Source organism: Psychrobacter sp. PSi21 (assembly GCF_054960615.1).
On sequence record NZ_JBHNYR010000001.1, the window covers coordinates 13,597 to 33,505 of the forward strand.

The 19,909-nt window shown below is 46.6% G+C and carries 21 protein-coding genes and 1 tRNA gene; 13 read left to right on the top strand and 9 right to left on the bottom strand.

Going from position 1 to position 19,909, the window contains the following annotated elements; translation table 11 throughout:
* Complete coding sequence (locus ACFI32_RS00055; protein ID WP_462624445.1) at positions 1 to 441, top strand: hypothetical protein; 441 nt, start codon at positions 1 to 3, stop codon at positions 439 to 441.
* 114 nt (positions 442 to 555) lie between these two features.
* Positions 556 to 1,008 carry a cell division protein ZapA gene (gene zapA / locus ACFI32_RS00060; protein ID WP_462624446.1) on the top strand — a complete coding sequence of 151 codons (453 nt, stop codon included), beginning with the start codon at positions 556 to 558 and terminating at the stop codon, positions 1,006 to 1,008.
* Positions 1,009 to 1,158: 150 nt separating this feature from the next.
* Here the strand turns inward: zapA and ACFI32_RS00065 are convergent, their stop codons facing one another.
* Together ACFI32_RS00065 and glyS are read right to left on the bottom strand one after the other, a co-directional pair.
* Positions 1,159 to 1,455 (bottom strand): hypothetical protein, encoded by a 297-nt coding sequence (locus ACFI32_RS00065; protein WP_462624447.1) that lies wholly within the window; start codon positions 1,453 to 1,455, stop codon positions 1,159 to 1,161.
* A gap of 360 nt (positions 1,456 to 1,815) precedes the next feature.
* The gene (gene glyS / locus ACFI32_RS00070; RefSeq protein WP_462624448.1) at positions 1,816 to 3,915 is read right to left on the bottom strand and encodes a glycine--tRNA ligase subunit beta; all 2,100 of its coding nucleotides are present in this window, start codon (positions 3,913 to 3,915) and stop codon (positions 1,816 to 1,818) included.
* Positions 3,916 to 4,035: 120 nt separating this feature from the next.
* Between glyS and ACFI32_RS00075 the strand changes: the two genes are divergently transcribed.
* Positions 4,036 to 4,494, top strand: a complete 459-nt coding sequence (locus ACFI32_RS00075; protein WP_462624449.1) for a DUF6998 domain-containing protein — start codon at positions 4,036 to 4,038, stop codon at positions 4,492 to 4,494.
* An 8-nt stretch (positions 4,495 to 4,502) separates the two neighbouring features.
* Here ACFI32_RS00075 and glyQ read toward each other — a convergent pair whose 3' ends face one another.
* Positions 4,503 to 5,441, bottom strand: a complete 939-nt coding sequence (glyQ, locus tag ACFI32_RS00080; RefSeq protein WP_462624817.1) for a glycine--tRNA ligase subunit alpha — start codon at positions 5,439 to 5,441, stop codon at positions 4,503 to 4,505.
* A 352-nt stretch (positions 5,442 to 5,793) separates the two neighbouring features.
* A complete protein-coding gene (locus tag ACFI32_RS00085; protein ID WP_462624450.1) occupies positions 5,794 to 5,994 on the bottom strand; it encodes a PspC domain-containing protein in 201 nt (66 codons plus the stop codon).
* A 622-nt stretch (positions 5,995 to 6,616) separates the two neighbouring features.
* Here ACFI32_RS00085 and nadR point away from each other — a divergent pair.
* Together nadR and pnuC are read left to right on the top strand one after the other, a co-directional pair.
* Positions 6,617 to 7,729, top strand: coding sequence for a multifunctional transcriptional regulator/nicotinamide-nucleotide adenylyltransferase/ribosylnicotinamide kinase NadR (gene nadR / locus ACFI32_RS00090; RefSeq protein ID WP_462624451.1), 1,113 nt, complete (start codon positions 6,617 to 6,619; stop codon positions 7,727 to 7,729).
* A gap of 81 nt (positions 7,730 to 7,810) precedes the next feature.
* Entirely contained in the window at positions 7,811 to 8,560 is a 750-nt protein-coding gene (gene pnuC, locus ACFI32_RS00095; RefSeq protein ID WP_462624452.1) for a nicotinamide riboside transporter PnuC, read from the top strand.
* A 203-nt stretch (positions 8,561 to 8,763) separates the two neighbouring features.
* On the opposite strand, the gene ACFI32_RS00100 is transcribed toward pnuC, so the two are convergent.
* Positions 8,764 to 8,838: transfer RNA gene (locus tag ACFI32_RS00100), tRNA-Gly, on the bottom strand.
* A 629-nt stretch (positions 8,839 to 9,467) separates the two neighbouring features.
* On the opposite strand from ACFI32_RS00100, the gene ACFI32_RS00105 reads away from it, so the two are divergent.
* From ACFI32_RS00105 to ACFI32_RS00120, 4 genes are all read left to right on the top strand, one after another.
* Positions 9,468 to 10,280 (top strand): M48 family metallopeptidase, encoded by an 813-nt coding sequence (locus ACFI32_RS00105; protein WP_462624453.1) that lies wholly within the window; start codon positions 9,468 to 9,470, stop codon positions 10,278 to 10,280.
* A gap of 280 nt (positions 10,281 to 10,560) precedes the next feature.
* Entirely contained in the window at positions 10,561 to 10,914 is a 354-nt protein-coding gene (locus ACFI32_RS00110; protein WP_462624454.1) for a BolA family protein, read from the top strand.
* A 29-nt stretch (positions 10,915 to 10,943) separates the two neighbouring features.
* The gene (locus ACFI32_RS00115) at positions 10,944 to 11,303 is read left to right on the top strand and encodes a SirB2 family protein (RefSeq protein WP_462624455.1); all 360 of its coding nucleotides are present in this window, start codon (positions 10,944 to 10,946) and stop codon (positions 11,301 to 11,303) included.
* Positions 11,304 to 11,446: 143 nt separating this feature from the next.
* Entirely contained in the window at positions 11,447 to 11,848 is a 402-nt protein-coding gene (locus ACFI32_RS00120; protein ID WP_462624456.1) for a hypothetical protein, read from the top strand.
* A gap of 121 nt (positions 11,849 to 11,969) precedes the next feature.
* Here ACFI32_RS00120 and trxC read toward each other — a convergent pair whose 3' ends face one another.
* Both trxC and ACFI32_RS00130 read right to left on the bottom strand, forming a co-directional pair.
* Positions 11,970 to 12,404 (bottom strand): thioredoxin TrxC, encoded by a 435-nt coding sequence (gene trxC, locus ACFI32_RS00125; protein ID WP_462624457.1) that lies wholly within the window; start codon positions 12,402 to 12,404, stop codon positions 11,970 to 11,972.
* Positions 12,405 to 12,581: 177 nt separating this feature from the next.
* On the bottom strand, positions 12,582 to 13,472 hold the full coding sequence (locus ACFI32_RS00130) for an MBL fold metallo-hydrolase (protein ID WP_462624458.1): 891 nt from the start codon (positions 13,470 to 13,472) through the stop codon (positions 12,582 to 12,584).
* A 286-nt stretch (positions 13,473 to 13,758) separates the two neighbouring features.
* Between ACFI32_RS00130 and ACFI32_RS00135 the strand changes: the two genes are divergently transcribed.
* The 4 genes from ACFI32_RS00135 (at position 13,759) to ACFI32_RS00150 (ending at position 16,904) form a co-directional block, all read left to right on the top strand.
* Entirely contained in the window at positions 13,759 to 14,154 is a 396-nt protein-coding gene (locus ACFI32_RS00135; protein ID WP_462624459.1) for an ArsR/SmtB family transcription factor, read from the top strand.
* A gap of 69 nt (positions 14,155 to 14,223) precedes the next feature.
* Complete coding sequence (locus ACFI32_RS00140; RefSeq protein WP_462624460.1) at positions 14,224 to 15,939, top strand: SulP family inorganic anion transporter; 1,716 nt, start codon at positions 14,224 to 14,226, stop codon at positions 15,937 to 15,939.
* Positions 15,940 to 16,097: 158 nt separating this feature from the next.
* Positions 16,098 to 16,424: a protein tyrosine phosphatase family protein gene (locus ACFI32_RS00145; protein WP_462624461.1), complete on the top strand. Its 327-nt coding sequence runs from the start codon at positions 16,098 to 16,100 to the stop codon at positions 16,422 to 16,424.
* 147 nt (positions 16,425 to 16,571) lie between these two features.
* Entirely contained in the window at positions 16,572 to 16,904 is a 333-nt protein-coding gene (locus tag ACFI32_RS00150) for a protein tyrosine phosphatase family protein (protein WP_462624462.1), read from the top strand.
* Between the two features lie 378 nt (positions 16,905 to 17,282).
* On the opposite strand, the gene ACFI32_RS00155 is transcribed toward ACFI32_RS00150, so the two are convergent.
* Both ACFI32_RS00155 and ACFI32_RS00160 read right to left on the bottom strand, forming a co-directional pair.
* On the bottom strand, positions 17,283 to 18,503 hold the full coding sequence (locus ACFI32_RS00155) for a DUF6708 domain-containing protein (RefSeq protein WP_462624463.1): 1,221 nt from the start codon (positions 18,501 to 18,503) through the stop codon (positions 17,283 to 17,285).
* Positions 18,504 to 18,529: 26 nt separating this feature from the next.
* Positions 18,530 to 19,684 (bottom strand): DUF6708 domain-containing protein, encoded by a 1,155-nt coding sequence (locus ACFI32_RS00160; protein ID WP_462624464.1) that lies wholly within the window; start codon positions 19,682 to 19,684, stop codon positions 18,530 to 18,532.
* Between the last annotated feature and the right edge of the window lie 225 nt (positions 19,685 to 19,909).

Sequence of the window (19,909 nt, forward strand, 5' to 3'; positions counted from 1 at the left end):
ATGTACGACCAACTCAAAACATTAGAAAAAATGATACTCGACATCAAAAAGCAGTACCAGCTTGTCAGTGCTGAGCTTAATCACTTCAAACAACAGCCCAATCACAATGTTGAAGAACTGTCGGCGCTAAAAAAACAGCACAGCGCGAATACGGCTGAGCGTGACACCTTGCAGCAGCAGTTAAGCGATTTGGACAACCGCTATCAAAGCTTGGCCGAAGCGCACCGCATGCTTGGCGAAGATCATGACGACTTGCAAAATCAAATCGAAGAATTGCAGCATCGCAATATGCGCCTTGAGCAGCAAAGTCAACTGTTCAAGCAGCAAAACGCCGACATTAAAAAACGCAACCAAGACCTGCATGAAAAAAATCAGCTCGCCGCAGAGCGTACGCAAGTGGTGCTTGAGCGCTTGACCCAAATCGATCAAATGGGCGACTGATAGCCGCACGTATCATGCCGACCACGCTACCCTGTAGCGCACGGCGCACCCTTGCCGTCCCGACCTTTGTGTTTTGACGCCCCTTATTACTGACGTGACCTCGTAGGATCTTTTATGACTGACAACAAACAGCCCGCTGAGCAACATACCAATCAAAAAACTGCGCAAAAAACCAATGCTCAAAGCAGCACTCAAAGCAGCGCTGAGGCCAAACCTGCCGCAAAACCCGCAGCCGCGCCGCAAAACGCGGCTCCCAAAGCCGAAGATAGCGCGCCCAAGATGAAAAAAGTCTCTATCGCCATCGCTGGCGTTACCTATAGTGTTTTCTGCCCTGTCAATGAAGAAGCCGAACTGCGTTCAGCGGTCTATTACATCAACAACTTTGCGCTCGACATCAAAAAAGAATCACCCAATATCAATCAAGAAAACTTATTGCTGCTCTCATGCCTAAACCTGTATGAAAAAATTCATGCTTATGAGAAAGCTGACGCCGCCCAAAGCGATGACAACAAAAAGGCCAGCGAACTGCTCAGCAAAATCGTCAGAGACGCCAAAACCATCTTATAAACCATGCTCAGCCATTCTGTCTGGGCGACGGTTATGATTAGGCAAGGCAGCTAAAACACAGCTGATGCTTATGCAACCGCCCCGCAGCCGCGTGACAGTGGCATAAAGGAACGTCACTGGTCGCGGCGCTTTGGGCGTAGCGGCCCAACCCTACCCTTCTGCGCCATAGCGTTTGCCTGCATGAAAGTCTGCTTGATGCTCATAGTTGCAAAAAAACAGCTCGCTGGGCGCAGAGTCAGCGGTGGGTGCTGCCGTATTAAGCGCAGGCTGAGGCTCTAATACGCCGCGATACTCGGCCAAATGATTGCCGCAGTAGTCGCACTCGCGCGGCGTGAGCACATCACCTTCTTTGGGTCGCATGCTTTTGGGCGCACGTGGGTACATGAATTTATAAAACACCCACATGACTATCCAAATAATAATAAGCGTACTGATAACAGCAAACACGGCGCAGCTCCTCGGTCAATAGAGTCATCATCGTCTTACCCCATCATATCACCACCTCGATTATTTTCAGTGATGCTCAAGGGTAGTTGATGTGATGAGATTTAGGGTGTGTCTCTATTTTAAAAATGGTGATAAATGATTGAATTAGGGACACGCCCCAGAGTCAGTGTACTGTAAATTGCCCCGCACGCACAATCTTGGCTTTGGTCTTTGCGGCGGCGACGATCTATTGAGATACCCAATCTATAGACAACCATCACGTTATGGGCGACAAAAAAACTGGCTACGGTGAGCCAGTTTTTTTGATACTGTTTTTTGGTACTATTTTTTAGTACTGATAGTTAGTAGTCAGTCAAGCCATTAAGGGGCCAACTGCAACTCACTGATATCAGCAACGGTCAAGAACAAGGCACGCACCTGCTTGAGCAGTGCCAAGCGGTTATTTTTAAGCGCCGCGTCATCGCTATTTACCATTACGGTTTCAAAGAACTGAGTCAATGGCGCGTCCAAGCTGGCTAAGGTTTGTAGCACTTGCGTGTAGTCTGCCTGTGCCAATAGCGGCGTGACATCTTCTTGCGCCTGCTTCACTGCGCGGTATAACGCCTGCTCGTCTGCTTCAGTCAGCAGCGTCTCATCAATACTCTCTGCCACGTCTACTTCTGACTTGGCCAAAATATTGGCAACACGCTTGTTAGATTCTGCCAGTTTTGAGGCTTGCGGCAATGTACTAAACGCCTGCACCGCGCGGATACGCTGATCAAAATCAAGCGGCATATGCGGGTTGATCGCTTGTACGGCTTGGATGGTATCGACATTCACGCCTTGCTCGGTATACATCGCGCGGTAGCGTGAATTTAAAAACGCCATTACTTGGGTAAAGGTATCGCCCATTTTAGCAATTTTACTGCCTTCATCGCTGGCATAGTTTTTAACCGCTTGCTCGACCAATGCCACCAAGTTAATTGGCAATTCTTTTTCGATCAAAATACGCAAAATACCAATGGCGGCGCGGCGCAGACTAAACGGGTCTTTGGAGCCTGTTGGCGCTTGACCAATACCAAAGATACCCACGACCGTATCCAAACGATCTGCCAATGCCAAGCAAATGCCAATCGGTGTTTGCGGCAACACATCACCACTAAATTTCGGTAAATATTGCTCTTCTAGGCTGGCTGCCACCGCTTCAGACTCTTCATTCAAGCGCGCATAATATGTGCCTGCGATGCCTTGTAGCTCAGGAAACTCTCCAACCAATGAGCTGGCCAAATCCGCTTTGGCCAACATGGCGGCGCGAACGGTATCATCCACATTCACTGCGGTGCCTTGCTGCTGCATCAAGCCTGCGATAAAGCCTGCCAGTTTGGCAATACGCTCAGATTTTTCCCAAATCGTACCCAACTGCTCTTGGAAAACGCGCGTTTTTAGACTGTCAGTCAGCGCAAACAAGGGCTGCTTTTGATCTTGCAAAAAGAAAAACTCAGCATCGGCCAGACGCGGACGCACTACTTTTTCATTGCCTTCAATAATCTGATTGGGATCTTTGGACTTGATGTTGGTGATAAACACAAAGTAAGGCTGCAACTTGCCTGCTTCATCGGTCAAACAAAAATACTTTTGATCGGCCTGCATGGTCGAGATCAGCGCCTCTTGCGGCACTTGTAAAAAGCGCGGCTCAAAGCTTGCACGTAGCGCAATGGGGAAATCAACCAATGCGGTAACTTCATCAAGCAGCGCTTGCGGCATGATGGCCGCCGCGTTCACTTCTGTTGCCAAAGCATTGACTTGGTTGCTGATCAGCATCTGGCGCTTGTCAAAATCTGCCACCACGTTAAGGCGCTCTAACAGCGTTTCATAGTCAGTCGCCTGCTCAATGACTTGATACTCAGGGCTGTGGAAACGGTGACCACGGGTTTGGTTGCCCGTTTGGTGGCCTTGAATGATAGCGTCAATCACCTGATCATCTTGCATCAACACGACCCACTGCACAGGACGCACAAACTCTTCTTTATGTGCGCCTGAACGCATACGCTTGGCAATCGGTAAGTTGTCCAGCGCGGTTTGGAAAATGTGCGGCAGCAGCTGGGTGACGGGCTGGCCTTCAATGGTCTGCTCGAAACCCACATAGTCACCTTTATCGGTATGAATGGTGGTCAGCTCGCTGGCCTCAATACCCAAACCTTTGGCAAAGCCCATTGCCGCACGTGTCGGATTGCCATCGCTGTCGAAGGCGGCTTTGATGGCAGGGCCACGTTTTTGCTCAGTGCGGTCAGGCTGCTTATCTGCAACGTCATGGATCTGAACGGCTAGACGGCGCGGCGCAGCAAACGCAGTAGTGCGCTCAAAGTCAATATTGGCATCATTCAACTGCGCGGTAACGTTACTTACTAAGGCGTCACGTAGTGGTTTTAGGCTTTTTGGGGGTAGCTCTTCACACCCCAGTTCAAATAGAATGGTACTCATGATAGTCTCGGTTTATTAAGAATTTTTTATATAAAAATTGAATGAATTATAGCAAAGTCGTGGCCATCAACAGTTGATGATATTATCATGGGACACTGTTTTTATACTGTGAAGCCCTTAATGATAAACTATGAAAAACTACAGACTCTAGTTAAACAACTCTATAGCACCGTCAATGAATTGGAAAACATGTTTCCTGGTCGACACTTCACCCCAGACGGTCATTTAGTGGGTAGCTTGGGTGAATGCTTAGTAGCGGATGCGTACGATCTGAAACTATTACCTGCAAGTAACAAAGGCTACGATGCTGTAACGAAAGACGGTTTAAAAGTTGAAATAAAAGCCACCCAATCTAAGTCTGTTTCCTTTAGAAGTGAACCTGAACACGCAATTATTATTAAAATAATGCCAGATGGCACATTTGAAGAAATATATAACGGCTCAGGCTTACTTATATGGGAACAATTTGCAAATAAAAAGCGACCTAGCAATGGTCAGTTTCAAATCTCTATCACTAAACTCAAAGCACTCAATGAACTGGTGTCTGACCATGACCGAGTGCATAGGATCAATATCTAGAATGTAAACTACTTATTCTTACCGTCTTCTTTTGGCAAATACTTCTCCAGTGCCTCGGCGCGGTGCGCCTCATCAGCCATCGGAAAGCCAAGCTTGGCACGTGCTTCGACATAACCAAACGCAACTTTACGCGCAAGCGTACGCACACGTAGGATGAAACGCTGACGCTCCGTGACCGAAATCGCACCGCGGGCATCGAGTAAGTTAAACGCATGTGAGGCTTTTAATACCATCTCATAAGCAGGCAATGGCAAGCCTGCTTCGACCAACTTGTCTGCTTGCTGCTCATAAAAATCGAACATCTCGCCCATCATCGGCACATCAGCGTGCTCAAAGTTATAGGTCGACTGCTCAACTTCGTTTTGATGGAACACATCGCCATAGGTGACGCGGCCAAACTCACCATCTGCCCAGACCAGATCATAGACACTATCGACGCCTTGCACATACATGGCTAAGCGCTCAAGACCATATGTGATCTCACCTGTTACTGGGAAGCACTCGATACCGCCAACTTGCTGGAAGTAGGTAAATTGCGTCACTTCCATACCGTTGAGCCAAATCTCCCAGCCCAGCCCCCACGCGCCCAGCGTTGGCGATTCCCAGTTGTCTTCGACAAAGCGCACATCATGCACGAGTGGGTCGATACCAATGGCGCGTAGTGAGTCCAAATACAGCTCTTGGATATTGGGCGGATTCGGCTTGAGCACCACTTGGAACTGGTAATAATGCTGCAAGCGGTTGGGATTGTCACCATAGCGGCCATCGGTTGGACGGCGTGATGGCTGCACATAGGCGGCGTTCCAACGCTCAGGCCCTAACGAGCGCAAAAAAGTGGCAGTATGAAAGGTGCCTGCGCCCACTTCCATGTCGTAAGGCTGCAAAATCACGCAGCCCTTAGACGCCCAGTAATTCTGCAGCGTTAAAATCAAATCTTGAAAAGTCATCGGTTGCGAGGTCATAGAGTCGGATGTCATAAGAAAGTCACTGTGGAATAAGTAGTAGTAGACCAAACCCAAGCACAATTGCTGCTTTGGTCTGGGCAGCCATCTGACTGCATATCTATTTGCCTGCTCACCTTACTAAAAAATGGCCTTTTTATCCATATTTACAGCAACTAAATTTAGCAAGCAAAAAAATACCCAGATGTGTTGGCATCTGGGCAGGAGGAAAAACGAGCTGTGGGCATCCTGTTTTGACAGGCTTTTTATTTTTCATAAACTATTGTTATTATTATTATTTTGATTTTTTATTAAAGATAAAGCTTTGTTCAATTATCAGCAAGGCAAGCAGTAATGGTTAAGAGTAAGACTGATCGGTCGCGTTGGGCATCACCAACCATAGAATGATATAAATCAAAATACCAGGAACAGCGGCGCTCAGTGACGATACGACGACAAACAGTATGCGTACCCAAAATGGTGACCAACCCAAATACTCGGCGATGCCGCCCATCACACCAGCGAGCATGCGGTTATTGCGTGAGCGATGTAACTTCATCATTTTAGCCAAAATTGATACCTCTCTACTGACATTTACTGAAACGATTTTCAAACGTTATTATATTTTTATAATGTGACAAGCAAGCGGTTCAGACTGTTGCTGTATGCGGCATCGCAATATGAAGATAGAAAACCACACTGGCCTTTTTTATTATTTTTGGCTTATGTTTGGTTACGCTATCAAGCTCAAGTCTGATTATCGCTAACTTGTGATCGATTATAACAAGCATACCCATGCTAACTGTTTAAGCTGTAGGTGTAGTTTGTGAGTTTATGCTACGTAAACTTGCCCTTATCTATCGCGAGGTTGCATAACCCCCTGATTCTAAATAGTTATTTCAAAATATTTCAAACACTCCTTTGTTACGCCTTTATTGCTTATCTTTTGCGGCGAGCAGGTACCGTTCTCCCTGCAATCTCATGGTTATTTACATCTACCCATCACAATCAAGGCGCTTTTTACAATAACCCACCTGCATCTGAATCAGATAATTTATACCATGCTGATAAACAGATGGCTATATGCCAAAACATACAGAACAAGGCATATAGAATAAGCAGCAACCGCCATCACTCATAAAAAGTACCACATACCATGATTAACAATAATAGGGACGGTTATGACACAGCAAACATTGCCTGATACGCAGCACGCTACTCCGCGCCAAGTTGGCCTGATGATTGGCGACTTTGAGCCATTACATTTGGGACACATGCGCCATATCTTGGCGGCAGCAGGCAAGGTACAAGACTTACATGTGGTCATCACCCCTGCAACCATGCCGCACCCAGACTTTGCTATTACTGTGCAAGACAAAGCGCGCTGGCTACAGATGGCCTGTGCTGATTTGCCCTTCGTGCAGGTTCATACCACCACGGACACCGATCTGACCGAATATGGTCTCAGCTATGAACCACCAGCCGCACAGGACTGTGATCCACAAGACGACGTGCCCTCTGCGGCACGCGCAGCGAGATATCAGCGCTTATGTCAAACGCTCAACATTGTCGATACCTCGGTATTGGTACTGACAGAGGCGCACCCTACGGCGATTGCGCTACAAGACACGCCTGCCCTACCCATATTAGCCATTGCGCCGCAGCCTGAATTTGACTCGCTTGCCATCGCCTGTGATCCAATCGCACATTGGCCTGCCATTCATCCGCAAGCACGCGGCGACTATACCAAAACGGTCGCCATCGTCGGCGGTGAAAGCTCAGGCAAGACCACGCTGGTACATAAACTGGCAAATTACTACGGTGCCAGCTTTGCGCTTGAGATGGGCCGCTTATATGTCGGTACAGACTTGGGCGGCAGCGAGGTCGGACTTCAATACAGTGACTATGCTCCGATTGCGTTAGACCATGCTGAGGCGATGCGCGCAGCAACCAAAACGGCTACAGCGCCTGTGACCATCGTTGATACGGACTTTGTCACCACGCAAGCTTTTTGTGAAGAATACGAAGGACGTACGCATCCCTTTGTTAGCGCTTGTATTGACGAGTTTCGCGCTGATTTTACCATCATGTTGGACAACAATACGCCGTGGGTCGCCGATGGGATGCGCTCTTTGGGTGATGCCGCGTCACGTGGCCGCTTTGAGCAGCGCTTGGTCGATATCTTTGCGCGGCATGATATAACGCCTTATTTGATCGATGAGCCGGACTATGACGCACGCTACCAGCAGGCGCTATCCTTTATCGATCAACACATTTATGGCAAAACAAAATAATAAAAACCACTTTTAGAAACAACGATTAAAAACAAAATGACTTGAGTTACGGCACGATGATTTTTTGAGGACAATGAAGCTATGCGCATTCAATTATTAGACAATATTACTGGCAAATGGGCCATGCAATGGATCATCGTTTGGTTCATCTGCGGTGTGATCGCCCTGTCAACAGGGTTTTGGCTCACCACCGACCATACTGGTCTGGACATGTTTTATCTTGGGGTCTCGTTTATCGGCTTGATCTGTGTGGTGTCGTTATCCTTTCGCAAAAACGTTATGGGTAACGGTCTGGGCATGGCAGCAACCGCAGGTGAAGTGGTGGTACAGGCCACTTCGGGCGCAGTGGGTTTGATGCTCGCACCGCTATTTAACTTCTTTACCCACGTTTATGGCATTTTTTATTGGTCTAAGCACACTGACCCTGATGGTGATATGGTGCCCAAATCTGCCAGCAAGTGGGTATGGCTTATCACCGCGGCTTTTATCGTCATAGGGTTGGCCTTGTTCCCGACAGTCAATGACTTATTGGCCAGCTACGGCTTTGGCGTGATTGAGGATGATAACAGCAAGTTTTTGGGAGTGATTTCTTTCTTTTGGATCAACGTTGTGGCGTTTGTCTTGTCTATCACCGCGCAGGCAGCGATGATTTTGCGCTATTCATTTAACTGGTGGCTATGGATCATCGTCAATTTTGTCTGGCTGATCGTCAACTTGATGTCAGGCAACTATATCTTTGCCATCCAAACCATGGTATACCAAGTCAATGCCTTTATCGGCTTGTATGAGTGGCATCGCAGTGAGCAAGCAGCACTTGGTGCCACTACGTAAGCGAACTTATCAATATATCTTCTTAATTTATCTAACGGCGCCGTCTATCCATGCCATATACCCATGTAGATGGCGCTGTTATTGATAAAAATCCATGGCTATGCCGCGCGACTAAAAATACAGTTTGCTATAAAAACCACAGACAAAAAAAACCTCACTTCTTAGATAAGAAGTGAGGTTTTGGTGCTTTTGCAAGCCATATTTGGAGCGGGATAAGAGATTCGAACTCTCGACCCCAACCTTGGCAAGGTTATGCTCTACCACTGAGCTAATCCCGCTGATATCGAATAAGCTGGTTTACATCGTTGCTGCGAATGATTGCAGGCTTACTCTGTAATGCTGTTGTCTCGATAGACTGGATATTCTAGCAGAATTTCTGAGGGCGTCAACACCTTTTTTCATTTTTTTTTAAATTTATTTTGCAAGGTCAGCGCTACTATGAATCAACCATAACACAGAGTATTGATTTTAAAATATATTTTCAAAAATTGACTCAAATAGCCGTCTTAAAAAATTTCTAGCAACAGAGCAAGGCGCAGGTTATGTCTTTTTGATTCAGTATCGGCCATAGGATGCCGTTTGGGTTTACTGACAAGATCTGCTTCATTATTATCTTACTAATTGATGGCTGCGCCGTATTTTGATGGTAATGTCTCATGGCTTAATGATTGTTTTTATACCGATGCGCTACTGCTTTGTGCAACATACTTACAATGATAGGTAGCTTTGTTACTTTTCACCTCTTGGTTTTGTCTACGGCGCATTATTATACTCAGTGTTATTAGTGTGGCCGACAGTGTTGCATAACAGCGCATGGCATCTAACCGCATTAAGTGGGTTAGAGATTGGTCACCATTTTATATTTTGTTTGATTTTATAATTGATGATAAGTCGTGAGGATAATTTGATGAAAAAATTCTTAACCACCACGGTACTTGCCGCGTCAGTCTCAGCCATGAGCCTGACAGGCTGTACCAGCACTACCAATAGCGGCGCGGTTGGCGTTGACCGTCAACAGCTCTTATTGGTATCGAGCGAGCAAGTGCTACAAATGTCTGCGCAAAGCTACGCGAAAAGTATCCAAGAAGCGCGCGCAAAGGGGCTACTTGATACCAATCAAGCACAGTTGAACCGTCTCAAACGCATCGCTAACCGTTTGGTCGCTCACGTAGGAACGTACCGCCCTGACGCGGCAGGCTGGCAATGGGAAGTGCATACCATCAAATCCGATCAGCTCAACGCCTTTGTCATGCCTGGTGGTAAAGTGATGTTTTATACCGGTATCGTTGACCGCTTAAACCTGAGCGATGATGAGATCGCCGCGATTATGGGGCATGAGATGGCACATGCGCTGCGTGAGCACTCACGTGAGCGCCTCTCGCGTGAATATGCCACGCAGACCGGTATCGGCATTGCCGCTAGCGTCTTTGGCTTATCACAAGGTCAAGCGCAATTGGCCAACTTGGCAGGTGATGTTGGTATCAGCCGTCCGCACAGCCGCACTCAAGAGAGTGAAGCCGATCAGATGGGGCTTGAGCTGATGGCACGTGCAGGCTACAACCCGCAAGCGTCTATCACGCTATGGCAAAAAATGCAGCGCGCCAGCCAAGGCGAGCCGCCACAATTTTTGAGCACGCACCCAAGCAGCAGCAGCCGTATTTCTCAGTTGCAATCTTTAATGCCTAAAGTGCTGCCGTTATATCAAAAAACGCGCCGCTAACAATACGCATATTAGCTTGCTGATTTTTTACTATCTTTATTGCAGAGCGCCAGCGGTCGTAGGCGCTCTGTTTTTTTAGTCAGTTAGGTACTTGTAGACTGCACACCAAGGGCACGCCTAACCGTCAGCGATATCACTGACCATTATCTTTTACTATGGTCATCTCTGCTATAATGAGCGGCATCATGGCATGGTAGTTTGTGCCCGTTATCAACGCATGACCCATCATGTCACCATTTCTATTTGGCCTAATGTGACCCAAACTCCAAAAAGGAGCGCTATGAATACGCCCAGCTTTGCTACTGACCACCCCTCTTCTGCTCCTGTTGCAACAGCGCTCCATCAAGCGCTAGCGCCTCTACAGCCGCAACACATTGAGCTTCTCAATGAGTCGATGAATCATGCGGGCTACTTTGAGGGAAAAGAGAGTCATTTTAAGCTCACTCTCGTCAGTGATGACTTTGCGGGTAAGCGCTTGGTGGCACGTCACCAGCTTGTGTATCAGTTGGTATCAGAGCAGCTGACCTCACAAGGCGGTAGCGTGCATGCCTTGGCCATTCATGCTTATACACCCAATGAGTGGCAAGGACAAAGCCCTGACAGCCCACTATGCGCTGGCAAAAACGCGGGTTAATAAGGGTAAAGATTAAGGATTGAGAGTTTATGAAACACTTACATATGTTGATGGCAGCCTTGGTGATTGCGCTATTTTTGTACCAAAGCTATCTGGTGCTGAGTGCTGGTAACCGTGCGCCGCGCCCTATCAAGATTGCCACTCATATCGTCTACGCGCTGCTGATTCTATCAGGTGGTTGGATGCTGATGCAGTTGATGAGTGTCAATGCGCCTGTGCAGTGGGTGTTTGCCAAAATCATCTTACTGGTCGCAGCGATCAGCGCCAGCATCAAAGCGTTTAACCCACAAGCAACCAGCATCCAAAGCAAGGCAGGTATTTTTATCGCCGCGCTCGCTTATGTGGGCATTGTGGTGCTGGCTGTGGTCAAGCCTGACAATTTATTTTAATCAACGACGGTGGGAATGTGACAACGGCAGACGGCGACGAAAACACGCAACGCTATTTTGATGCGATCAGTGTTTTTGGTATCCTGCTGGTGCTATTTTTGCTATCTTAAATGGATACCTTATTTGAGCCTGATGGAGTCATTATGAAGCCCTTATTTACCATCGCCTTCGTGGCCGCTGCCAGTGTCGCCATCCTGACAGGCTGCGCCTCAATGGGTAATATCACTCCGCAATACATACCGCCGAACAACTACCAAAGCTATGACTGCCAAGCGTTAAACCAAGAGTATGTGCGCGTCAATCGCTACGCTGAAGCAACCCGTAAAGAGCAATCAACCTTATCCGCTTCAGGGGTTGGTGTCGGCATTTCTGCAGGGCGCTGGGGCATCTCACCCAACATCAACTTTGGGCTGGGTAAAAGTAACAATACCAAAGCGCGTGATGCCAAGCTGTCACGGCTCTATGGTGAGCGTGATGCCATTGTCCAGTCAGGGCGTATGAAACGCTGTAACTTTGTCACTGGCCTAAAAATCTATGGTGAGTAATGCATAAACGATCAGCACCGCTGGGCTAACACTGGGCGCATGGCCGCTACAACTTGACCACACACAAAAGCCAGTATCACCAATGATACTGGCTTTTTTATTGTTCACTTTTTGCCAAAAATCATGACAAGCTGTTGATCCATTGGATGATTTGACCACTGGATAATGCGCCTGATTGACGCGCGACCTCTTTACCGTTGCGAAACGCCACCATAGTGGGCAAGCTGCGGATGTTATGAGGGGCGGCAGCCTGCTCGTATTTGTCGGTTTGCAATTTGGCAAACACCACTTGCGGCAACTGACTGGCTGCGCTCTTAAATTGCGGCGCCATCATCAAACATGGCTGACACCAGCTCGCCCAAAAATCCACGATGGTCAACACGTCATTTTTTTGTACGACTTTGCTGATGGTTTGCGCGTTTAATTCCTGCACGCTTCTGGTTAGTAGCGCGTGACCACATTTGCCGCACGTTGGCGCATCACTAAGCTTATCAGATGGCACGCGGTTGGTCGCATGGCAATGCGGGCAAACAATATGATGGTTTGATACACTCATGTACTCACTCCTTTTTAATACTGATGATAGGCTGGTAGTAGGCGGTTATTATGATGTTTGAGCCTGCTTATCAGCTTAGCCGCTTATAATATTATCTTCATGATAACAGCGATTATATATTGATACTTTAATCTGCCGTATCTGTTTATCCGTACCTGCTTATTATGCACCGCCCAATTATTGATCACCTGATGATTTGTTACCCAGTACATTGAGCGGAACTTTGAGATAGCGGGTGCCATTGGCTTCTGGCTCTGGCAGATGACCTGCGTCAATATTGATTTGTACCGAGGGGATAATCAGCCGTGGCATCTCAAGCGTGGCATCGCGGCGCTCACGCATTTGTACAAATTCAGCCTCATTGATGCCGTCTTTGACATGAATGTTGCCTTGTTTTTCTGCCGCTACCGTGGTGGTCGGGCAATGCTTGCGGCCTTGATTGGGATAATCATGGCACAAATAGATGACCGTATCGTCATCAAGTGCCAGCAGTTTTTGGATAGAGCGATATAAAGTAGCCGCGTCACCCCCTGGAAAATCACAGCGCGCTGTACCCACATCAGGCGCAAATAGCGTGTCTCCCACAAAGACCACTGTCTTTTGATCGTCACTGGCGACATAAGCCATATCCGCAGGTGTGTGCCCAGGCACATGCATGGCTGTGATACTGATACCTCCGAGCATAAAAGTGTCACCCTCATCGGTTAACTTATCAAACTGGCTGGCATCGGTACGAAAACGGGTATCAAAGTGATACACCTGCTTAAAAATCTTTTGCACTTCAGTGATGTGTCGCCCCATGACTAGCTCACCGCCCAGCGCTGATTTGAGCGGGATTGCCCCTGATAGATGATCGGCATGCGCGTGTGTTTCAATAATATAGGCCAGCGCCCAGTCTTGAGTACGGATAAAGTCGATCACTTCATTCAGGCCTGACGTGCCCGTGTGCCCCGACTTTGGATCAAAATCCAATACAGGGTCGATTACCGCACACTGCTGCTGCTCGGCATCGGCCAAAACATGAGTATAAGTCTCGGTATCTGCATGTAAAAAAGAATGAACTTGCATAGCGGTCCTAATCTATATGAAAGTGATGATGCGCACTGGATATACGCCTAATAATGCTATTTATTTAATCATTAAGATAACAATATCTTTATAATATATCAATTTATATAATGTAAAAAAATATAACTTGATATATTCCTTTATATCATTGATAATTGACCTTATATTATAGTGACACTTTTGTTTGCTAAGTGGGGCGATTAAATAGCCAATTACTGGTCACCGCTCAATGACCGCGCCATCAGTAAACACCTTTGATAATTTGTGAATAACTTTGGATATTAAAATGACAACAAATACCCATGTGAACGATGTGCTTGGTAGGTCAAGTAATGACCCCGCCCCTAGTGACCTACCTGACGATGACATGACGCCATCTAATTTAGCAGGACAGATGCAGGCCGCCTCACAACAAGCCAGCCAGTTGCTTAAATCGTTATCACACCCAGATCGGTTACTGCTGCTTTGTCAGCTGACGCAAGGAGAATACTGCGTCAGCGAGCTTGAGTCTTTGGTCGGTGTTGGACAACCGAGTTTGTCGCAGCAATTGGGTATCTTGCGCAAAGACCAGCTGGTCGCCACGCGCCGTGAGGGCAAACAGATTTATTACCGTATTGCCAGTGAAGACGCGCTTGCGGTACTACAGCTGCTTTATCAACGCTTTTGTGCCACTACAAAATAAACGTGCGAAGAAACGTATGACGTGGATGCCACGTTGGGCATCACTCATATAAGAGGATAAGACATACTCATGGTTGCTCGTGCTGCGCGTCTGATACCTACTTGGCTGCGACAATATAAAATAGCCGCACTACCGACTGATGTGGTCGCAGGTTTTGTGGTTGGAGTGTTGGTCATTCCGCAAAGCTTGGGCTATGCGGTTTTGGCAGGACTGCCGCCAGTGTACGGCCTATATGCAGCGATTGTCCCCGTTATCGTCTATGCATGGCTTGGCTCCAGCAATGTACAAGCCGTCGGTCCTGTGGCGATCACCGCCATCATGACTGCCAGTAGCTTGCACCCTTACGTCGATCAAGGGCCGCAGCAATATGCGCTGATGGCCAGTCTACTGGCCTTAATGGTAGGGGCGCTGCTGTGGATAGCGGGGCGGCTTAAGCTCGGCTGGATCATGCAGTTTATCAGTCGCGGCGTGTCGGCAGGCTTTGTGAGCGGCGCGGCGGTACTGATCTTTGTCAGTCAGCTCAAATATTTGACCCAAATTCCTGTCAGTGGCAGCAGCTTGGTCGGCTACTTATCAAGTATGCAAACCTATGCCGAACAGTGGCATCCACTCACCTTGTGCATTGGTATCATTGCTTTTGGCTTACTCGTTGCCAACCGCTATGGCAGTCGTTGGGTGTGGCACTCATGGCTTGGGCCGTCGATGGCCAAATGGGCGGAGCGCCTATTTCCGCTGCTGCTATTGTGCCTTGCTATCGTGCTTAGCATGCTGCTGCATTGGTCGCGGTCTGGCGTGGATACTATCGGGGCGATTCCACAAGGCTTGCCAACATTAACCCTGCCCTATTTGGCGGACTTTCACGACGCTTTGGACTTGCTGCCCACTGCAGGGCTGATGGCTTTGATTATCTTTGTGTCGAGTAGCTCGGTCGCCAGCACTTATGCGCGGCTGCGCAGTGAGGCATTCGATGCAAATAGAGAATTAACAGGACTGGGGCTGGCCAATCTGACAGGTGGACTGTTTCAAAGCTTTGCAGTGGCAGGGGGCTTTTCACGTACCGCCATCAATGTAGACTCAGGTGCCAAGACGCCACTGGCCAGCCTTGTCACCGTCTTGGTGATGGTGGCGGCGCTGATCGCATTTAGCAATGCCCTTGCCCCGCTACCCTATGCATTATTAGGCGCAACCATCATGGCCTCGATTATTGGCCTGATAGACATCGCAACTTTGAGGTCTGCATGGCAGCGCGACCGCCTTGATGCTGCCAGCTTTATGGCTGCCTTTATTGGTGTGCTCGCCTTTGGACTCAATACTGGGCTGGTTATTGGCTTGATGGTGTCGTTTGCCAGTTTGATATGGCAGTCTAGCCAGCCGCATGTGGCGATCGTTGGGCAACTGGCAGGCACGGGGCACTTTCGCAATATCAATCGGCATAATGTGATCACTTTTCACAATTTGGTGATGCTGCGCATTGATGAAAGCTTATTTTTTGGCAACAGCGAATCGGTACATCGGCGTATCGTCCAAGCCAGTGAACAATATCCCGACGCGCAAGACATCATCCTTATCATGGCAGCGGTCAACCATATTGATCTGACGGCTCAAGAGATGCTCATTAAGCTCAACCAAGAGCTGGCTACGCAAGACAAGCGGCTACACTTTAGCTTTATCAAAGGCCCTGTGATGGATATCATCGAGTATACTCCGCTGATCACTAAGCTGTCAGGGCAGGTCTATTTGAGCACCATGGACGCGGTCAATGCGCTGACCAAGCGCGAGCCATGACAGCAAAATACGCTAACGTGATGATAACCGTTGGTGTTTTCAGATAAGTTATAGTAAGGTCACGGCCATTGCCCTGCTTGCGTGCTCTGGAATATTTGTCCTCAATCGCGCAGTGCGATGGCTTTTTTATTTATCTATGACCATAACAGACCTTATCTATGACCAATGAGCTAACGATTTATAAGCAAATTTACCCCAGTCAGTGCAGCAAATTGGCCGAGCTGGGCTACCGCTCAGTGCTCAATATTCGCCCTGATAACGAAGTCGATACGCAGCCCCCTAGTAGCGCCTTAGCGACGGCGGCTAAGCATGCCAATCTGACGTATCATTATCTGCCCTTTGACGATGAGCGTTTGAGCCTACTAACAGTTGAGCAATTCGCTGCCTACTACCATGCCATGCCAAAACCTGTATTGATGTTTTGCGGCACAGGGGCACGCGCCAAACTGCTGTATCAAAGTGCGTTGATGCAAGGATTGCTATAGCACTGACAAGGCGGTATTTACAGAATATGCCTTTAAAAACCGCGCCCGTCCGCATACGCTGGAACGCGCTATTATCGATCTTTTCCCCTTTTATTTACACTCAGTGCAATATACTGAGTGCCCACTAATAACCACAAAGGAGTTTTTATGAGTCATCAAGTGAGTATGACTGGCCAAATCACCCCCGATCAAGTGCCAATGATTGCTGAAAATGGCTTTAAGACCATCATTAATAACCGTCCTGATGGTGAAGAAGCGGGACAACCAACCAGCGCTGAGATCGAGGCGGCTGCTAAAGACGCAGGGCTTGCCTATAAAGAAGTGTCTTTTGCAGGGCATGAGCTGAACCAACAGCACGTAGAAGCATTTGCTGACTTTTTTAACCAAGCTGAACAGCCTATTTTGTTATTTTGCCGCACGGGTAACCGCTCAACAGGTATCTATGAAGCAGCAAAACAAATGGATCTGCTCGACGACTAACTGTTAGTCATCAAGACAAAAAAAACGCCCATCCATTATTTGGATGGGCGTTTTTTATTATCAAAATATTAAGCAATAATCAGCATCTACCCGATAAACCATATCGCATTCACCGTCATACCTGAATACCATTTGCGTTTAACGGTTTAGTTTTGATTGGCAAACGCTGCTTGTAGCTCTGCGGTGACAGGCAAAATATCATAAGAATTGTGCTTGCGCTCCCAGATTAGTTTGTTTTGCACCTCATGATGCAAGGTAGGATTGACAGTCGATTGATAAATATAGGTAAAATCATATTAAATAAAACAAAAGTCGGATAATGCCAGTATTATACGTACTATGATAAACATCACTATCTTATTCTTTCACTCTATCACTTCATAACAAGCCAAAAGATAAAATACGAAGCAGCCCATCAAGCAAACTTGGATAATCACCACCTTTCACTTCGCCTAGCATATCAATGTAAGATGCTGAGAAAATCAGCATGATAATAGTAGACACAAATAAGACAACAGCAAAAACAAGCTTGTATCGAAGTGATACTTTGTCTTGGCGGCTTCCCTCAGGCGGGTGTTTGTTTAAATCATAAGGATCATTGGGGTCAATCTGACACTCGGACTCTATAGCCTCGCTAAAGCGTGGCGTGATACTGGTATTGATAGAAAGCAGACGACCCAAATAGCGCAGCCATAAAATCGGGGTAATCGCTAATAAAGAGATATCAGGGGTAAAAGAGGTTTTTGGATACTCCATGTTACTGTAGGTATTATGCCCACCCAGCACCACTCTTTGAAAAGAGACCAATGGATTTTCTCGTTTTTCATGCACAGGATGGATATAGCGAATGGCATCTTTGACTGCCTCAAGCTCCTTATCCGTTGACGCTTCCATATAACGGCGTACAAACTCAAAATGCTGCTTGAGTTGTTTGCCGCCGATATTTTCGTTTGCCGTTGTGTCGCTGACAAAGGGAAAGGCAAACATCTGCTTGACCGTTGCGCCATCATTTGTGGTCACCAATGCCTTGATATCAGCGCCATCATGAGCAGGTTTGCTGGTAGACATGTAGAACTGCAAGTCGTCCCAGTTAAAGACTTCAACTTTGCGATTGGCTTGACGCACATAAACCTTGCGGGTTTTACGATTAAAACGAATAGGAAAATAGGTAAAGGTACAAATTTCGGTAAAAAGCACTCTAATAAAGACTGATATAAACCCTACAAATAATAAAATTATACACCCTATAAAACTCAAAAAAAGTACACCATTCTTTTCAATCGCTGAAAGAAATATTAATGTAAGATAATAGATCCCATATCCCCAAGCACCAATAAAAAATATCATCCAAGCAGTGGCAGTTCCTTTCACTCTATCGTGTCTTCCGATCAGCTCCATATAAGTCGAGTTGAACTGTACCACTGTGCGCTGTGGTAGTAGCTCCGTAATATCAGGATAGCCTTCTTGCTTAAGCCATGTAAAATCGCCTCCTCCTTTGCACTTATTGATATTGATATGTCCTAAAGTAACACCAATCTGCTTTCCGACTTCTAAGTAACCCATTTTAGCAATGGGGTGTCTGCCATTAGCGTGTATCATACGAGTTAGTAGTCTCTATCTATGAATCATAACCATCTAAATAACAACATATCCCATAGCATCTTAAAGAAACTTGGATAGTCGCCATGTGGTCGCATGGCACCGATGATATCAATGATTAAGGCGAGTATAGACAAGGATGCAAGCGTTACGACTGCTATCATAATCGCATAAAAGATTTTCTCTAATACTGTGGTAGCTTTAATAAGCGCTGATACAGGCGGGTTTTTATTTAGGTCAAACTTGTCATTAGGATCTACGTCGCATTGGGCTTCTATCTCGCTTGGGAAATAAGGCGTTTTTGAGGTTAATATAGACAGTCGCCGCCCTAATAACTTTAAAAGCCAAAAGGGAATATTTATGGCAAATAACCAGTCTAATTGTAACGTTTTTTCTGGAAACTCTGTATCATCAAAATTATAATGATATTCAAGTAAGGAACGTTGCACACTTTCTTTAAAGGTTTCTTTACGCTTATGAATGGGGAATATATGACGAATACTACTGGCGACCTCGGCGAGCTCTTTATCATCTTTGGCAGACATATAGCGATTAACAAACTCGAAATGTCCATATAAGACCTTATGAACTCTCTGATAACGGAAAGGTAGACTAAAAGTGCGCTGAATAACGCCTTTGTCATCCACATCACAGCAACGCACATCCCAAGGCGCATTAACCTCTGCATCCATATGTATGTTTAAATCCTGCCAATCGTAAGTTTCTACCTTTTTATTATTACCGATTACATAGACTTTGCCATTTTTTCGATTAAAACGTATAGGAAAATAGGTATAGGTAAACAGCTCTCGGCTAAGACGCCTTAATATTGCATAGACCATTCCGAATACAATCGCAATCATTATGCATAAAAATACAATAAATAAACCAATGCCATTTCTATTTACTTCTAGAAACACCATATAATTAAAAGTACCTAGACCAAACAAAGCAACAGATAGAATTAAAAGTTGACTCCAAACAATCTCACCACGACTGAAATCCCACATGTCAATCAGCTCCATATAGGTACTATTAAACTGTACGACAGTGCGTTGAGGGCGTAAGGGATAATCAAGCCGTCGGTATGGGATGAGCTGGTATTGCAAATTTTCTGTATGGTACGTCTTACCGATAGTGCTATAAGTCCTGTTTTTACCACGTCCTGTCATATCGATCATCGTTTTATTCACTTATTTTCTAAAGTAAAGAACGCAGCGTAATAGAACTCTGATTAAGCTATAACCAACCCAAACTAACCACATACCAAAGTTTATCGACCAAACTTGGATAGTCCCCGTGTGGTCTTGCAGCACCCATCATATCTAGAAGAAAAGCACCTATAAACAATAGAAGAATCAGCGCACATAAAAACATAATCAGGTTAATGACAGTTTTCCAAAAGG

Excerpts from the sequence above, each read along its gene's own strand:
- ACFI32_RS00055 (WP_462624445.1), top strand. The coding sequence starts at position 1 with ATGTACGACCAACTCAAAACATTAGAAAAAATGATACTCGACATCAAA.
- zapA (WP_462624446.1), top strand. The coding sequence starts at position 556 with ATGACTGACAACAAACAGCCCGCTGAGCAACATACCAATCAAAAAACT.
- glyS (WP_462624448.1), bottom strand. The coding sequence starts at position 3,915 with ATGAGTACCATTCTATTTGAACTGGGGTGTGAAGAGCTACCCCCAAAA.
- ACFI32_RS00075 (WP_462624449.1), top strand. The coding sequence starts at position 4,036 with ATGATAAACTATGAAAAACTACAGACTCTAGTTAAACAACTCTATAGC.
- glyQ (WP_462624817.1), bottom strand. The coding sequence starts at position 5,441 with ATGACTTTTCAAGATTTGATTTTAACGCTGCAGAATTACTGGGCGTCT.
- ACFI32_RS00085 (WP_462624450.1), bottom strand. The coding sequence starts at position 5,994 with ATGAAGTTACATCGCTCACGCAATAACCGCATGCTCGCTGGTGTGATG.
- nadR (WP_462624451.1), top strand. The coding sequence starts at position 6,617 with ATGACACAGCAAACATTGCCTGATACGCAGCACGCTACTCCGCGCCAA.
- pnuC (WP_462624452.1), top strand. The coding sequence starts at position 7,811 with ATGCGCATTCAATTATTAGACAATATTACTGGCAAATGGGCCATGCAA.
- ACFI32_RS00105 (WP_462624453.1), top strand. The coding sequence starts at position 9,468 with ATGAAAAAATTCTTAACCACCACGGTACTTGCCGCGTCAGTCTCAGCC.
- ACFI32_RS00110 (WP_462624454.1), top strand. The coding sequence starts at position 10,561 with ATGAATACGCCCAGCTTTGCTACTGACCACCCCTCTTCTGCTCCTGTT.
- ACFI32_RS00115 (WP_462624455.1), top strand. The coding sequence starts at position 10,944 with ATGAAACACTTACATATGTTGATGGCAGCCTTGGTGATTGCGCTATTT.
- ACFI32_RS00120 (WP_462624456.1), top strand. The coding sequence starts at position 11,447 with ATGAAGCCCTTATTTACCATCGCCTTCGTGGCCGCTGCCAGTGTCGCC.
- trxC (WP_462624457.1), bottom strand. The coding sequence starts at position 12,404 with ATGAGTGTATCAAACCATCATATTGTTTGCCCGCATTGCCATGCGACC.
- ACFI32_RS00130 (WP_462624458.1), bottom strand. The coding sequence starts at position 13,472 with ATGCAAGTTCATTCTTTTTTACATGCAGATACCGAGACTTATACTCAT.
- ACFI32_RS00135 (WP_462624459.1), top strand. The coding sequence starts at position 13,759 with ATGACAACAAATACCCATGTGAACGATGTGCTTGGTAGGTCAAGTAAT.
- ACFI32_RS00140 (WP_462624460.1), top strand. The coding sequence starts at position 14,224 with ATGGTTGCTCGTGCTGCGCGTCTGATACCTACTTGGCTGCGACAATAT.
- ACFI32_RS00145 (WP_462624461.1), top strand. The coding sequence starts at position 16,098 with ATGACCAATGAGCTAACGATTTATAAGCAAATTTACCCCAGTCAGTGC.
- ACFI32_RS00150 (WP_462624462.1), top strand. The coding sequence starts at position 16,572 with ATGAGTCATCAAGTGAGTATGACTGGCCAAATCACCCCCGATCAAGTG.
- ACFI32_RS00155 (WP_462624463.1), bottom strand. The coding sequence starts at position 18,503 with ATGATACACGCTAATGGCAGACACCCCATTGCTAAAATGGGTTACTTA.
- ACFI32_RS00160 (WP_462624464.1), bottom strand. The coding sequence starts at position 19,684 with ATGATCGATATGACAGGACGTGGTAAAAACAGGACTTATAGCACTATC.